This window comes from Actinomadura coerulea, assembly GCF_014208105.1.
Classification (GTDB): Bacteria; Actinomycetota; Actinomycetes; order Streptosporangiales; family Streptosporangiaceae; genus Spirillospora; species Spirillospora coerulea.
Genome location: NZ_JACHMQ010000001.1, coordinates 3,465,988 through 3,480,039, shown reverse-complemented (window position 1 = coordinate 3,480,039; position 14,052 = coordinate 3,465,988). Strand labels below are relative to the sequence as shown.

Below are 14,052 nucleotides of genomic sequence, written 5' to 3'. Positions count from 1 at the left end.
CGCGGCGGTGTCAAGCGGTTGTTGCAACGAGGTATTCGTTGAGTGCTTGGGCTGGGGTTTTCCAGTTCAGGGTTTGGCGGGGTCGTCCGTTGAGCTGGCGGGCGACTTCGTCGAGGTCGTGCTGGGTGTAGTTGCGGAAGTCGGTGGAGGAGCGGGGGAAGTACTGGCGCAGCAGCCCGTTGGTGTTCTCGTTGGAGCCGCGCTGCCAGGGCGCGTGCGGGTCGCAGAAGTAGACCCGGCACCCGGTGGCCAGGGTGAAGTCGGCGTGCTGGGCCATCTCCGATCCCTGGTCCCAGGTCAAGGTCGCGGCCAGCTCGGCCGGCAACCGCCGCATCAAAGTGGTCAGCACGCCGGTGACCTGCTCGGACACGCGTGAGTGCGGCAACGCGCCGAGCATCACGAACCGGGTGGTGCGCTCGACCAGGGTGATGATGGCGCTGGATCCGCGGGCCCCGATCACCAGGTCGCCCTCCCAGTGCCCCGGCACCGCCCGGTCGGCCGCCTGGGCGGGCCGGGCCGAGATGTGCAGGCCCTGGATCCAGGGCCGGCGGCTGCGCGCCGCGCTCTCGGCGCGGGCCAGACGCGAGGGCGGACGGCGGGCGGCGCGGCCGCTGCGCAGCACCGACCCCTCCCCCGGCCGCAACTGCAGCTGCCGGGCCAGCTCGGCCCGCATCCGGCCCCGGGCCTGGTAGTAGATCGCCTGATAAATCGTCTCGTGCGACACTCGCATCTCCGGCTGGTCAGGATAGGCGGCGCGCAGGTGCGCCGCGATCTGCTGCGGCGACCACCGCCGCACCAGCAGATCACGCACCACCGGCCACAACCGGCCCTGGCACCAGGCCCGGCCCTTGTTCCCGCTGTTGCCGATCAACTTGCCCGGCCGGTGCCGACGCGCCCGCTCATCGGCCTTGCGCTGCGCGGCCACATGCGAGTACGTCCACCGGTACAGCCCGCCCAGCCCGCCCGGACACGCGGTGGTCGCCCGGCCCGGATACCGCGCCCCGCCCCCACCGGCGTCCGACCGCCGATAGGAGTGGTTACGGCGCACCTCCCGCCACACAGTTGACCGGTCCCGGCCGATCGCCTCCGCGATCTGCGGAAACGACCGGCCCGCACCGAACAACACCTCGATCTGCGCGCGCTCAGCAGCTGTCAGACGTCTTCCCGGCACAACAAGATCCTTCCAGGGATCTCGTTGCAACAGACACTAGAGACCGCCCGCTCGCAGAAGGGCAACACGCCGCAAGTCGACGTTAGGTGGCGGGTAGGCGGAGCGTGATTGACAGGCCGCCTTCCGGGCGGGGGACCGTGTCTATCTCGCCGCCGTGCGCCGCTACGACCGCCCGCACGATCGACAGCCCGAGCCCCGCGCCGTCTTTGGACCCCGTCCGGTCCGCGCGCAGCCGCCGGAACGGCTCGAAGATCGTCGCGACCTCGTAGGACGGGACGGGCCGCCCGGTGTTGACCACCCGCAGGAACGCCTCGCCGTCCCGGACGCCCGTGCGCACCCAGACCCGCCCGTCCCGCACGTTGTACTTCACGGCGTTCTCCAGCAGGTTCACCGCGCACCGCTCCAGCAGCACCGGGTCGCCGGTCACCGCCGCCGGGGCGAGCCGCGCCTCGACGTCCAGGCCCGCCTCCTCCACCTGCCCGCCGAGCTGGTCGAGCGCGCTGCGCACCACGTCCGGCAGCGGCGTGCCGTCCCGCGCGGCCGGCTCCCGCTCGGACTTCGCGAGCAGCAGCAGCCCCTCGATGAGCCGCTCGTGGCGCGCGGTGTTGCCGAGCAGGACGTCCGCGAGCGCCCTCGTCTCCGGCGGGCTCCGCCGGCTGGCCAGCGCGACCTCCAGCACCGTCCGGTTGATGGTCAGCGGCGTGCGCAGCTCGTGCGAGGCGTTCGCGACGAACCGGCGCTGGGCGTCGAACGCGCGGTTCAGCCGGTCCAGCATCCGGTCGAAGGTGTCGGCCAGGTCCTTGATCTCGTCCTGCGGGCCGTCCAGCGCGATCCGCTCGTGCAGGTTGCTCTCCGACAGCCGCCTCGCCGTCGCGGTCACCGTGTGCAGCGGCCGCAGCATCCGCCCCGCCACCACGTACCCGATCACCACGGCCAGGACGCCGAGCACCAGCATCGTCACCAGGGAGCTCTGCAGCAGCTGCGCCAGCACGTCGTGCTTCTGCCGCGCCAGCTCCCGGTCGGCGTCGGCCTTCAACCGCACCAGCTGCGTGACGTCCCCGTTGACGGCCAGCGCGCGCAGCCGGGTGATCGTCGTCGTGTCCACGTTCTGGCGCGAGGTGAACCGGGCGTCCATCGTCCTGACGGTCAGCAGGTACGTCACCGCGACCAGCGCCGCCGACGTGACGAGGAACAGCGACCCGTACACCAGCGTGAGCCGGGTCCTGACGCTCAGCCTTCTCACCGTGCCTCCAGCCGGTACCCGGACCCCGTCACCGTCTCGATCACCGGCGGCTGCCCGAGCTTGCGCCGCAGCGTCGCCATCGTGACCCGGACGATGTTGCTGAACGGGTCGATGTTCTCGTCCCACGCCCGCTCCAGCAGCCGCTCGGCGCTCACCACGCCGCCCTCCGCCCGCAGCAGCTCCTCCAGCACCGCGAACTCCTTGTTGGTGAGCCGCAGCTCCCGCCCGTCCCGCGCCGCCCGGCGCCGGTGCGGATCGAGCCGGATGCCCCGCCCCTCCAGGACGGGCGGCACCGGCGGCCCCGACCTGCGCGCCAGCGCCCGCACCCGCGCCACCAGCTCGCCGAACACGAACGGCTTGGGCAGGTAGTCGTCGGCGCCGAGCGTCAGCCCGTCCACCCGGTCGTCGACGTCCCCGGACGCGGTCAGCATCAGGATCCGGGTCGGGCTCCGCCGCCCCACCAGCTCCCGGCACACGTCGTCCCCGTGGACCGTCGGCAGGTCCCGGTCCAGGACCACCACGTCGTACTCGTTGTAGGAGGCGCGCTCCAGCGCGTCGTCGCCGTCGTACACCACGTCCACGGCCATCGCCTCGTCCCGGAGTCCCTCGGCGATCGTGTCCGCGAGCACCCGCTCGTCCTCAACGATCAGTACACGCATGCCGCCGAGCATGACGCGCCGGGGGTTAAACCCCGATAAGCGAGGCGCTCACACTCCGGCGCGCCTCAAGATCTCGCTCACCGGCTTCGACAGGAAGAGCAGCAGCAGGGCGAAGTACGAGACGCCGGGGAGCACCGCGACCACGGCGAGGCTCAGTCCGAGCAGCACCACGGCCGACAGGGCGGCGCGGACCGACTCGATCTCGGCCGGATCAGTCTTCGACGCGACGACCGGGTCCCGGTAGGAGAGCACGGTCAGCGCGGCCTGGCAGGCCGTCGCGACGAGGACGTTACCGATGTACAGCATCACGGTGAAGCGGTCGTCCCCCGGGTAGGAGGCCACCATCTCCGTGGGGAACGGCAGGACCACGATGGCGAACAGCCATCCCGCGTTCAGCGCCATCAGAGCGCGCGTGTAGCCGCCGACGTGCTCGAACACCCGGTGATGCACGAACCACAACCGGATGATCACCAGGAAGCTGAGCGTGAACGCCCAGATCTGCGGGAGATGCTCGGTGACGACCTCGACCGACCGCCGGTGCGCGTGCACCGCCTCCGGCACCACGTCGACCAGCGGCAGCACGAGGAGCGTCACCGCGATCGCCACGACCGCATCAGTGAACAGGACCAGCCGATCCGGATCCCGAGACACCGCCCGCCCCACACCGGGTCCCTACCCGCGCCGCCGCATCTTGACCTCGTGTCGCGCCGGCTCAGCGAGTCCGTCCCCGGAGTCGACCCGCAGGCCGAACTTGCCGCGCGCGCGTGCCCGCCCTCCCCGGCGCCGGGCCGGTCGAGGGAGCGGTAGCCGGACCGCGGCTCTAGCCTCAAGGCATGATCGAGGCTGTGCTGTGGGACGTCGACGACACGATCTTCGACTTCACCGGCTCCGAGCGGACCGGGTTGCTGCGCCACTTCGAGGCGGAGGGCATGCCCTCCGACGAGGCCGCCCTGGAGCGCTGGCACCGGATCGCCGAGACCGCACGCCGGCGTCTCGCGGCGGGCCGGCTGACCTACGACGAGTACCGCCGCGCAAGAGTCCGCACATTCGTGGATCGTCCGCTGACCGACATCGAGGCGGACGCCTGGCACGACCGGTACGAGGCGTTGTTCGCGGCGGCATGGTCGGCGTTCCCCGACGCGGCGTCGGCGCTGGACGCGCTTCCTTACCGCCAAGGAATCCTGTCCAACTCCAGCACCGTCCATCAGGAACGCCGGATGGCGGCACTGGGCCTCCGCCACCACTTCGAAGTGCTTCTCTGCTCTGACCGGCTCGGCTGCGCGAAACCCGATCCCAAGGCCTTCCTGGCCGCGTGCGCCGCCCTGGAGTTGCCGCCCGCCCGTGTCGCCTACGTCGGCGACAAGCTGGACGTGGACGCCGTAGGCGCGCGCAGCGCGGGCCTCCACGCCATCTGGCTCGACCGAGCGGGAACGGCGACCCCGACTCCGAGCGGGATACGCCGGATCTCGACCCTGACCGAGCTCTCCGCACACCTGGCGGCCTGCTGAGCCCCCCGGGCCCAGGGGCCGGAGCCGGTGCCGCGACGGGATACCGCCGGCGCCTACTTCAGCGCGAGCGGGTTCACGGGCGAGCCGACGGCGCCGGTGACCTTCAGCGGCGGTGCGACGAAGCGGAAGTCCGCGGAGGTCATCGCGACGCCCGCTCGCGCTCGTGCACCGCGACGGCCACGACCAGGTCCTCCCAGGCCATGCCGACGCTCTTGAAGACCCTCGGTCTCGCGTCGTCCACGAGGGCCTCACCGCGGACGAGGTCGGCCAGCTCGATCAGGCCGGCCTCCTCGATCGCCCCGTGGCCGAGCGCCTGGACCACGTCGCCGGCCTCGGTCGTCGCGACCGTCCGCGACTCGACCACGACCTGTGCGCCCGCCATGACGTCGTCGCCCAGCTCGCGGGCGTCGGGGTGGTGGGAGCCGACGGCGACGACCACGGTCCGCGGGGCCAGCAGCTCCGCCTCGAACAGCGGTTCGCGGGCGCTGGTGCAGCAGAGCACGACGTCGGCCTCGCGCACGTCGTCGGCCGAGCCCGCGCGGGCGCGCAGGCCCTCGTCGGCGCAGCGGCGGACGAGCCGCTCGGTCCGTCCGGGATCACGTCCGGCGACGACCACGTCGCGCAGCCCGTGCAGCGCGTGGAACGTCTCGATGTGCGCGAGCGCCTGCGGCCCGCTGCCGAACACCACGGCCGTGCGGATCGGCCGGACCGCCATGTGCCGCGCGGCGAGGGCGGACACGGCCGGGGTCCGCAGGAGGGTGAGCTCCCCGCCGTCCAGCGTGGCCACCAGCCGGAGCGTGCGGGCGTCCATCAGCAGGTACAGCCCGGAGATGGTCGGGAGCCCCCGGGCCGGGTTGCCCGGCGCCAGGCCGAGCACCTTGACGCCGGCGTGGCCGCTGACCTCCGACGGCATCAGCAGCAGTTCGCCGTGGCTCGTCGGCCGGGAGACGCGTCCCTGCTCGTCCGCGGGCCGGAGGCCGCCGAGCAGAGCCCGCTCCAGCGCGTCGACCAGGTGCCGCGCGTCGGCGAGCCGCCGCATCCGCTCGCCGCCGATCCCCTCGATGCTCATCGCCGTCCCGCCTCCTCGATCCGTACCTCGGCGCCCTCGTCCGTCGCCGCCACCCTCCACCGTGCCGTACGCGGGAGCGCGTCGAAGTCGCCGGCGGACAGGCGGCCCGCGCGTGCGGACAGCACGCACTCGGCGAGCGTCCTGACCCGTACGCGGCCGACGACGCGCCGCGCATGCTGCCGCTCGCCGACGACTATTCGGTGACGGTGGAGAGCCGCCTGCCCGCCGAGGTCGCCCGCATGGGGATCCTGGTCCGTCCGATGGCGCCGTACAAGTACCAGATGGGCAGCTTCCACATGACCTGGCGCGACGACACGGGGACGCTGCACGCGTCCGCCAGCCCTGCTTCCCCACCGCGACGGCCCCCGGCCGGCGCGGAGAGCGTCTCGCTGGCCCTGCGTCCGGTCGCCCACACGCTCGGCGAACTCGCCTTCCTCCTCGGCCGCGACGACGAGGCCGCCGCCCGCTTCGCCCAGGCCGCGGCCATCGCCGACCGGTGGAACGCCCCCACTGGTCCGCCAACGCCCGAACCCACACCGCTCCAGCCCTCGGCGCCGAAACCAGCGACTAATGCGGGTTCCGTCTCGATCTTGCGTTTTGCCTGCTCAGCAGGTCGGACGTCGTCAGGGGGAGTCGGTGGGGGAGCCACTCGTCAGGCTGACCTGGACTTCTCGTCCTTGAAGATGGTGTTCATGTGCTCGGCGCCCGTGGTGATGACGGGGCGCAGTTCGTGCCGGTAGACGGTCTGCGTGGTGCGGGTGTCGGAGTGCCCGACGAGGTCGCTGATCTTCTCCAGGGCTACGCCCTGGTCGCTCATGATGGACACGAACGTGTGCCGCAACTCGCGTGGCACCCACGTGGCACCGATGCCAGCCGCTTGCGTGATGCGTTGGAACCGGCGTAGGACGTCATCACTCGTGTAGGGGCGTCCGTCCTCCTTGCAGAAGACGAGGTTGTGGCCTTGCCAGAGGTCGCCGGCTTGTAGCTTCTCGGCGGCTTGGCGCTTGCGGAGGGCGGTGAGCGCTTCAACTGCGATATCCGCCACGGCGATGCCCCGACGGCTCCGCTTGGTCTTCGTGTCGCCTCCGTCCCGGTCGGAGCGGAGGACGTAGACGACCTTCTCTTTGAGATCCACGTCCGCCCAGGTGAGCGCGCGGAGTTCTTCAGTGCGGAGGCCCGAGACGATTGCGAGGACCACGTAGGCGCCAAGGCGGTGCTCCGGCTCCTGTGCTGTCTTGAGCAGCCTGGTGGCCTGGTCGAGGGACAGCGACCGTGACCGCCTGGCGGGCCGCCTGCCCTGGGGTGTGTCCACCAGTAGCGCCACGTTCCGCCCGACCTTGTCACGGCGTTCGGCGAGCCGTATCGCGCGACGCAGGAGACCATGGACGATCTTGAGGGTTTGCGTGGTCATGTTCTCGGCGCACTCGTCCAGCCACGCCTCAACGTCGTCAGCCGTGAGATCGGTGAGCTTGATCTTCCCGAGTCTGCCGATGATGTGGTGATCGGCGAGACCGCGATAGGTTTCTAGGGTCGCCTCGCTCTTGCCTTGCTTCGCGAGATGGACGAGGAGTGCGTTCACGGCCTTTTCTACGGTGTGGTTCCGTTCTTCCCGGATGCCCTTCTCAAGGTCTTCGACGGCCTTGATGAGCTTCTCTTTGACCTGTGCCTTCGTCCGCCCCTTCCTCTTGAGTCTGCGGCGCTTGCCGTCCGGGCCGAAGCCGAGCGAGATGGCGCCGGTGTATCCGTCGCCCTCCTCGTAGATCGACCCCTCGTACTTGCCGACCAGGATCTTTGCCAACGGATCCCTCCTCGTATCGGTCGAGGTCACCACCGACCATAACTTAAGACGTCCCAAGACGTCCCTAGGTTGGGATGGCCCGTTCTGGGGGCGAGGTCCGGACGGGCCTCCCGTCCGGGTGTCAGCGCTTGGCCTCTTCGAGGGAGGCCTCTTCCAGGGAGGTGACGAACTCGACGAGGTGCCGGTCAGTGATGCGGCGCAGCTTGCCGATCTTGATGCTGCGGAGTTGGCCGGTGCGGATCAGGAAGTAGACCTTGTCCCGGCCGATGCTGAGGATCTCGGCCACTTGCTCGACGGTGTACGCCTGCAGGGGACACCACCTCCTCTCACCCGGGCTTCGTCCCGGGGCCGTGCGCGGATGTGGGTGGGGATCATCTCCTCGGTTACGGTGGGTGCTCGTCTCTCGTCTCGTCTCATGGACGTCTCAGCCGCCCATACGTGCAGACGCGCGCGCGAGACGAGACGTTGAGACGATTACCGGGTGTGATCGGGCGCCTTGTAGCGGCCTCGTCCGACCTGGACGGCGTGGCCGGCCTTCACCAGTTCGGCGAGGCGCCGGTAGAGGGTGGGACGGCTCAGTTGGGTAAGCATCAGGAGATGAGCGATCGGGAGGCCCTCCTCTGGCGCGCCGTCCAGGGCTTCCCTCAACGCTGACTCGGCGCGGTCTTCGCGGGACGGCGCTATGAGGGCGGACGGCTCGGAGACGGGCGCCATGAGTGCCTCGTCCAGCGCGCGTAGAGATACCTCGTCCAGCGTTGGACGGATGGACGCGTGCCGCTCTGCTGTCTCGGCCACGGTGGCATCGGTGAGCAGGTAGGCGCGGCCTCGCCGAGGTGTGTCGTGTTCGGGTGCCGAGAGCAGGAACTTGCCGGGGGCGTTGAGGGTGTGGGCGTGCCATCCGGCGCTGAGCATCCCTTGCCCGAGGATGAGATCGGCGTCCTTCCTTTCACGGACGCGGAAGCTCACGCGGACGTCCATCTGTGACCGGACGGCACCCTTGCCCATGGCTTTCTGCGTGGGCCGCTGGGTCGCCGCAATGAGGGTTACAGCGACGGCGCGCCCCCGTCGCGCGATTGAGTCGGTGTCGCTTGCGGCGTCGGGAGCGTCGTCGGCGAGTTCGGCGTACTCGTCCACGATGATGACGAGCGCGGGATGCTCTGGCGTTGGATCCCACACGCGGCTCCCGTTGGCCGTGAGCCATTCGGCACGTGCTTCCAGGACGGTGACGGCGTCGCGCAGCATGGCGCGGGCTTGTTCCGGTGTGGTGGCGAGTCGATCAATGCAGGACGCCCACGGCTGTAGCTCCATCCCGCGCTTGAGATCGACGGCCCAGATAACGACGTCTCGGCATGCGCTGAGGTTGCCCATCAGGACGTTGATGCCGCCGCTCTTCCCGGAGCCGGCCACGCCCCCGAAGAGGCCGTGTCGTCGCAGCAGCAGCACACGCGCGCCGGTCGCGTCCTCGAACGGGCCGAGGTCGATCGGTTCGGTAATGGAGGAGACGGACGGTCCCGGCCACGGGATCGCATCGGCGTGCGGGTCCCTGTCGAGCACCCGCAACTCGAACCGGTTGGCCTTGCCGTCGCGCGTCGGTGCGACGCGCACAGCGCCCCGGAACGTCCCAAGCGCCGACTCGATAGCCGGAACCTTGGCGATGACGTCCTGGATCGTCTGGCCGCGTGCCAGGGCGAACCGTGCGCGCCATCCCCACACGTCCACCACCGCGGATTGCGCGCGCGAGCCAGCGAGGCCGACGTCCCGCGCGATCTCCGGCCACGCGGCTATCTGCCGATCGACTCGGACTCTGGCCCGTCGTCTCCGGTGGGCCCACCATGGCGCGGCGAGCGCGATTGCGCCTCCGACGAGCATCACAGGAAGCGGCGGGACCGTGGGCCCGAGTGCAGTAGCCGCAGACAGCCAGCCACCCGCGCCCATCACGACGCCAGCGGCATACAGCCGCTCGATTCGCGGCGAGAGCCCCAGTCTCTCGCCGAACACAGCAAGGCCCCACGCAGCCAGGCCAGCAAGGGCGCACAGCCACGGCCACCACTCCGGATGCGCGAGATGCAGGACCGCGCCCCCTACGGCGAGCGCAGCCACCAGGTAGACGGGCCCCAGTTCAGACCGATACCGCCACAGGGCCCGCGCGAGGAGCACGGCGGCCACGTCAGGGAACTGGTCGTCACGGTCGATGATCACCATGGGCTGCAACCCATTGCGCCGCATCTTCTGCGCATGCCGCCGCATCTGACGCGTCCGGCTCATGGGCGCCCCCAGGATTCCGGGGGAAGGTGGCCTTGCGCGCGTAGTTCATCGCGCAGGTAGTACAGCGGATCCGGTTCGCCGTCGCGGTCGGCTCGGAGAGTGGCTCGCCCCGCAGCCGCCAGATTCGCGCGGTCGCGCCGGACTTTCGCGAGCAGGGACGAGAGCCGGGAGATCTCGGAGAGGAGTTGGGGAACATCGGCGAGCGCGGCGTAGAGCCGTGCCCACAGATCCTCGATGGACGGCATCGCGTCGGAAAGGCTGGAGAGGATCTCACGCGCGGCGAGGCTCCGCGTTCGCACCTCTTGAACGTTGACTTGGACATGCGGCGGTGTATCAGGCACCAAGGCATCCCTCCCTTCGGTAGGGGACGTCAGTGCTGAGAAAGGGACCGGACGAGAACGGCCACCAGCCGGCGGATTTCCGGCGCGGCACTGGTCGCGGCGAGGAAGAACCCGAACAGCAGGCACACCGCGATGTGCCAACCGCGAAGTCCCATGTACCGCCACGCGACCCACACCACGGCGCCGAGGATCGCCACCAAGGGAACAGAGACGTTCACTGACGCACCTCCTCACAGCCACGTGACCGGGTAGTGCGGGCCGCGCCCGCGCCGGAGCCACCGGGCGCGAGCGCGGCACTTGCGGCACCTCCGGCTACCGGGCTCGACGCGTGCGCCGCAGGGGCACGTGTGACCGGTGATGGCGCGAGGCATCCGCATGTTCACCGCCCCGCCGGTACGCGGGTCGGCGCGTCGTCGCATGACTGGGTGCTGAGCACACGCCTGGAGGCGGTACCGACGCGGGACGTCTCGGCGAGCCCTCGCGCGGTCCGGCGCTCTTCGGCGTGGATGCCGATGACGAGCATCGCGAAGATTCCGCAGGTGGAGCCAGCGAGGAAGACGGCGAGGATCGCTGCCAGAACGAGGATCATCTTTGACCACTCCTCTCGTAAGGCCCGTATCCGGCGGGGACGGTCCGGGCGGTCGGTGTCTACGAGAAAGAGAGTGCGCCTGACCTGCGGGACGAGATCACTACATGACTGGACGTGTTCATGACGTCCTCATAGGCTTGACCGCGTCCTAGGACGTCCCGGAATCCGGACGGGTGCATGCCGAACGAACGCCTACGCGCCGCTCTACTAGAGCAAGGCCTCACTATCGCCACGCTCGCCGAGTCCCTCGACGTGGACCCGAAAACGGTAGAACGGTGGATCACCAAGGACCGCACCCCCTACCGCCGGCATCGCTACGCAGTAGCTTCGCGATTGGGCGTGGACGAGACTTTCCTGTGGCCGGACGCCCTCTCTAATGAGCAGGTCACCGCAGCGTCCAGCAGCGAACTTGTGACGATCTACCCGCACCGGACATCCGTCCCGAGGGACGCATGGGGACGTCTCTTCGCCACCGCCAAGGAAGAGATCGGCGTCCTGGTCTACTCCGGCCTCTTCCTCTCCGAAGATTCCGGCATCCAACGCACGTTCGCCGAGAAGGCCGCGGCTGGCGTCCGCGTCCGCATCCTCCTGGGCGACCCGGACAGCCCACAGGTAGCCGAACGAGGCGATGACGAGGGCGTAGGCGACGCCCAGGCCGCAAAGATCCGCAACGCCCTAGTCCTCTACAAGAACCTTCGCAGGCAAGACGGCGTCGAGTTCCGCTTCCACCGCACGGTCCTCTACAACTCCATCTACCGCGCTGATGACCAGCTCCTCGTCAACACCCACGTCTACGGCGTCACCGGCCCCCACGCCCCCGTCTGGCACCTACGCCGCATAGCCGGCGGAGACCTGGTCAACACCTACATAGAGAGCTTCGAACGCGTCTGGGAACGCGCCACACCCATACCGGGGAACTGACATGAGCCGCAGGATCGACTACTACGATGATCCTCAAGCACCAAAAGCTAATAGCCTCGTTCCTTCTGTAAATGTTGCGATAGAGAACGACAATGGTGAGATACTTCTGATCTGCCGCAGTGATAACGGAAACTGGGCTCTGCCGGGTGGCGCTGTGGACCTTGGCGAGTCCGTGTCGCAAGCTGCTGTTCGGGAGACCAGAGAGGAAACGGGCGTTGAGTGCGAGGTGATGGGCATTGTTGGAATTTATAGTGACCCCAAACATTTGATTCACTACACGAGCAACGGGGAAACGCGCCAGGAATTCTCCATTCTCCTTCGGGCGCGTCAGATCGGGGGTCGCGCGCGGGTGAGTGATGAGTCTAGCGATGTCGAATGGATTCCCCGAAGCCAGGTGGCAGAAAAAAAGATGGATCGATCAATGCGACTGCGCCTCCGCGATTATCTAGAATACGCGGGCCAGCCAAGAATAAGCTAGCCGGAGATTGTCCTCTCCAAAATGCGGGAGTTTAATTCGGTGGATGCGAAGCAGTGAGTGCAGTAGCCTAGCCCCATGAGCTGGCTTGATGAACTGATACACGCCCTTAAGAGGCTTAACGAGCCCTGGACCCGTGCCACGGATATCGGCTTGCTTGACGCAACCGCCGATTTTCATGCTTGGCTTAAAGATAAGCGACCATTCGAGGCCCGGCACAAGCATGGATGGCGTTCTGTTCTCGCGGACTTCAACCTGGCTGCGGGAAAGTGCGGCACAAACCTAGAAGGCACCGTTCGAGACGAGATTCACCAGTGCCTGACCGCGTCTAGCGGTCTGACTCTCAAGCTCGATAACCTCTCAAACGCTGACTTCGGAATCTACTTGGGCGCATCCCGCGCAGCAATTGCTGGGCAAGTCGATAGCCTTAGAATGGCACTCACTAGCTCGCGTGCCCGAAAAGCAGCTTGGCGCGATCTGGTCGATGGATGCAAGAGTGAAGTAATGTCTAGTTCGCGGCTGGCCGAGCGTCGCGACCTGTTTCGAGACATTATGGAAGCTTCAGGATATGACCTGAAGCGGCTCAGCCTGAATTTGATCGGAGTGCTGAATAACGAAGTCCTCGGTGTGCGAAGCGCTCAAGTCATGGTTAACGAGGTCGACGCCACGCAGGTGGCGAGTAGGCCTCGCCCTGGAGAGTCAGCTGGATTCACGCAAGATCAGCAGATCGCACTATGTGACAAGCTCATAAGTTTTTCCGCAAGCGCTGGACGACATGTTGTCTGGCTGGCGTTCTATAATGCATACCTGGTCGGCCGCTTGATCAGGAGTTTTGGAAGTTCTGTTACCTTTTATGACGGTCATGTGATCAAGGAGATCTTGGAAAGCGATCAATCCGCCCCACCTGTGCTCCCCTCGGAGCTTCTAGGCGAGCACGGCTTTTTTTCTCCCTCTTATCTACCGGGTGAGCGAGGCACGGTGCTTGCGCGTGTGGACCTTGGTCATGACTCCTTTAGCGATCCTGTTTCGATTGCAAAGAAGCAAATCGAAGCAATTATTGCTTTGACCGGTCTTCATATAGGATCAAGCTCGTGGCGCTTGATGTCTGGTTATCTGCATGTTATTGACGGGAAGATCCGAGGTGCGGGTGCATTTAGAAAAGAGCATGACTCTGAGGCAATCATGTCCTCGCCTTACACAGACGGAACCGATGAAGCCCTTGAGCAGATCGAAAGCGATTTCGCTCCACACTTCCCTATTCAGAAGCCAGAGCTGACAGAGTTGGTCGATGCTGCCCACGCATGGAGGGGGGCAAGTCAGCAAGAGCCACTTTCTTCCATTGTTCTCCATGTGCGTATCTTGGAACTAATTGCTTCCCGTTTGCATGATAAACCATGGCAAGAATATTTGGACTACTTTCTGGCGAAAGGCTGGGTTAGGTCTGAGTTGCGCAGCTCTATTAGTAGAGTTTTGTATCGAGGAATATTCGACGAGCCTCCCGGCCTCTCGTCCGATCAAGAGCAGCACCTTCGCCACCTGCAGCTAACTGTTTTTAGGTCGAAGCACTCGGGTTTTGAAGTGGACCTGAAAAAGGGCTTTGATGCACTCCCTTTTCTGTTTTCAATATTTTCGCTACACGATGAACTTGGCAGAGAGCTGGTCGAGGTGGCGAGAACCTTCTCTTCGCCGGCCGCTATTGCTGCAAAGCGGGATGAATTGATGAAAGATTGGCACAGTATCAGGTCGCGACTCCATCGCGTCAGAAACGCTCTCGCGCACGGCGGGCCGGTCAACGCACGAATTGCCTCTACTGTGCATGAGTATGCGAGGAAGATGGCAAGCTGGAGTTTGCAGTTGAGTTTGCAGGGAGAGCTCAGCGGAAAAGGCTTGCAATTGATGCATGACGAATATCTAAATAAAAACGCGAATTGGTTTGATTATATTCCTCGTGCAAGTGATGCAAAGAGTGCTCTCTTCTCTCCCTAGCGTCGATTTTTATGTCCATTGAGGCCC

General features: G+C 66.8%; 16 protein-coding genes. 5 read left to right on the top strand and 11 right to left on the bottom strand.

Features of this window, described 5'->3' with window-relative positions; all coding sequences use genetic code 11:
- Positions 1 to 10 precede the first annotated feature (10 nt).
- From BKA00_RS15975 to BKA00_RS15960, 4 genes are all read right to left on the bottom strand, one after another.
- Positions 11 to 1,171 carry an IS30 family transposase gene (locus BKA00_RS15975; RefSeq protein ID WP_221493078.1) on the bottom strand — a complete coding sequence of 387 codons (1,161 nt, stop codon included), beginning with the start codon at positions 1,169 to 1,171 and terminating at the stop codon, positions 11 to 13.
- Positions 1,172 to 1,253: 82 nt separating this feature from the next.
- On the bottom strand, positions 1,254 to 2,405 hold the full coding sequence (locus tag BKA00_RS15970; RefSeq protein WP_185034298.1) for a sensor histidine kinase: 1,152 nt from the start codon (positions 2,403 to 2,405) through the stop codon (positions 1,254 to 1,256).
- Between the two features lie 5 nt (positions 2,406 to 2,410).
- Complete coding sequence (locus BKA00_RS15965) at positions 2,411 to 3,073, bottom strand: response regulator transcription factor (protein ID WP_185025848.1); 663 nt, start codon at positions 3,071 to 3,073, stop codon at positions 2,411 to 2,413.
- Between the two features lie 48 nt (positions 3,074 to 3,121).
- Complete coding sequence (locus tag BKA00_RS15960) at positions 3,122 to 3,724, bottom strand: TMEM175 family protein (protein WP_185025846.1); 603 nt, start codon at positions 3,722 to 3,724, stop codon at positions 3,122 to 3,124.
- A 182-nt stretch (positions 3,725 to 3,906) separates the two neighbouring features.
- Here BKA00_RS15960 and BKA00_RS15955 point away from each other — a divergent pair, with 182 nt between their 5' ends.
- A complete protein-coding gene (locus tag BKA00_RS15955; protein ID WP_185025844.1) occupies positions 3,907 to 4,581 on the top strand; it encodes an HAD family hydrolase in 675 nt (224 codons plus the stop codon).
- A 139-nt stretch (positions 4,582 to 4,720) separates the two neighbouring features.
- Here BKA00_RS15955 and BKA00_RS15950 read toward each other — a convergent pair whose 3' ends face one another.
- Positions 4,721 to 5,650 (bottom strand): ornithine cyclodeaminase family protein, encoded by a 930-nt coding sequence (locus tag BKA00_RS15950; protein WP_221493173.1) that lies wholly within the window; start codon positions 5,648 to 5,650, stop codon positions 4,721 to 4,723.
- 173 nt (positions 5,651 to 5,823) lie between these two features.
- Here BKA00_RS15950 and BKA00_RS15945 point away from each other — a divergent pair, with 173 nt between their 5' ends.
- Positions 5,824 to 6,390, top strand: a complete 567-nt coding sequence (locus BKA00_RS15945) for a hypothetical protein (protein ID WP_185025842.1) — start codon at positions 5,824 to 5,826, stop codon at positions 6,388 to 6,390.
- Here BKA00_RS15945 and BKA00_RS15940 read toward each other — a convergent pair.
- The 6 genes from BKA00_RS15940 to BKA00_RS15915 all read right to left on the bottom strand — a co-directional run bounded on the left by BKA00_RS15940 (position 6,303) and on the right by BKA00_RS15915 (position 10,643).
- Positions 6,303 to 7,481: a tyrosine-type recombinase/integrase gene (locus tag BKA00_RS15940; protein WP_230299229.1), complete on the bottom strand. Its 1,179-nt coding sequence runs from the start codon at positions 7,479 to 7,481 to the stop codon at positions 6,303 to 6,305. The two genes, BKA00_RS15945 and BKA00_RS15940, sit on opposite strands and share 88 nt — an antisense overlap.
- Before the next feature lie 88 nt (positions 7,482 to 7,569).
- A complete protein-coding gene (locus tag BKA00_RS15935) occupies positions 7,570 to 7,758 on the bottom strand; it encodes a helix-turn-helix domain-containing protein (RefSeq protein ID WP_185034292.1) in 189 nt (62 codons plus the stop codon).
- A gap of 164 nt (positions 7,759 to 7,922) precedes the next feature.
- The gene (locus tag BKA00_RS15930; protein ID WP_230299227.1) at positions 7,923 to 9,650 is read right to left on the bottom strand and encodes a cell division protein FtsK; all 1,728 of its coding nucleotides are present in this window, start codon (positions 9,648 to 9,650) and stop codon (positions 7,923 to 7,925) included.
- A gap of 59 nt (positions 9,651 to 9,709) precedes the next feature.
- Complete coding sequence (locus BKA00_RS15925; RefSeq protein ID WP_185025838.1) at positions 9,710 to 10,012, bottom strand: hypothetical protein; 303 nt, start codon at positions 10,010 to 10,012, stop codon at positions 9,710 to 9,712.
- Between the two features lie 71 nt (positions 10,013 to 10,083).
- On the bottom strand, positions 10,084 to 10,272 hold the full coding sequence (locus BKA00_RS15920; RefSeq protein ID WP_185025836.1) for a hypothetical protein: 189 nt from the start codon (positions 10,270 to 10,272) through the stop codon (positions 10,084 to 10,086).
- Positions 10,273 to 10,433: 161 nt separating this feature from the next.
- Positions 10,434 to 10,643 carry a hypothetical protein gene (locus tag BKA00_RS15915; protein ID WP_185025834.1) on the bottom strand — a complete coding sequence of 70 codons (210 nt, stop codon included), beginning with the start codon at positions 10,641 to 10,643 and terminating at the stop codon, positions 10,434 to 10,436.
- A 339-nt stretch (positions 10,644 to 10,982) separates the two neighbouring features.
- On the opposite strand from BKA00_RS15915, the gene BKA00_RS15910 reads away from it, so the two are divergent.
- From BKA00_RS15910 to BKA00_RS15900, 3 genes are all read left to right on the top strand, one after another.
- Complete coding sequence (locus BKA00_RS15910) at positions 10,983 to 11,564, top strand: XRE family transcriptional regulator (protein WP_338072138.1); 582 nt, start codon at positions 10,983 to 10,985, stop codon at positions 11,562 to 11,564.
- A gap of 1 nt (position 11,565) precedes the next feature.
- Positions 11,566 to 12,042, top strand: a complete 477-nt coding sequence (locus BKA00_RS15905; protein ID WP_185025830.1) for an NUDIX domain-containing protein — start codon at positions 11,566 to 11,568, stop codon at positions 12,040 to 12,042.
- A 75-nt stretch (positions 12,043 to 12,117) separates the two neighbouring features.
- Complete coding sequence (locus BKA00_RS15900; RefSeq protein WP_185025828.1) at positions 12,118 to 14,025, top strand: hypothetical protein; 1,908 nt, start codon at positions 12,118 to 12,120, stop codon at positions 14,023 to 14,025.
- Positions 14,026 to 14,052: the final 27 nt, after the last annotated feature.

Coding starts and splice junctions, on each gene's coding strand:
- BKA00_RS15965 (WP_185025848.1), bottom strand. CDS start 3,073: ATGCGTGTACTGATCGTTGAGGACGAGCGGGTGCTCGCGGACACGATC.
- BKA00_RS15955 (WP_185025844.1), top strand. CDS start 3,907: ATGATCGAGGCTGTGCTGTGGGACGTCGACGACACGATCTTCGACTTC.
- BKA00_RS15950 (WP_221493173.1), bottom strand. CDS start 5,650: ATGAGCATCGAGGGGATCGGCGGCGAGCGGATGCGGCGGCTCGCCGAC.
- BKA00_RS15945 (WP_185025842.1), top strand. CDS start 5,824: ATGCTGCCGCTCGCCGACGACTATTCGGTGACGGTGGAGAGCCGCCTG.
- BKA00_RS15930 (WP_230299227.1), bottom strand. CDS start 9,650: ATGGTGATCATCGACCGTGACGACCAGTTCCCTGACGTGGCCGCCGTG.
- BKA00_RS15915 (WP_185025834.1), bottom strand. CDS start 10,643: ATGATCCTCGTTCTGGCAGCGATCCTCGCCGTCTTCCTCGCTGGCTCC.
- BKA00_RS15905 (WP_185025830.1), top strand. CDS start 11,566: ATGAGCCGCAGGATCGACTACTACGATGATCCTCAAGCACCAAAAGCT.
- BKA00_RS15900 (WP_185025828.1), top strand. CDS start 12,118: ATGAGCTGGCTTGATGAACTGATACACGCCCTTAAGAGGCTTAACGAG.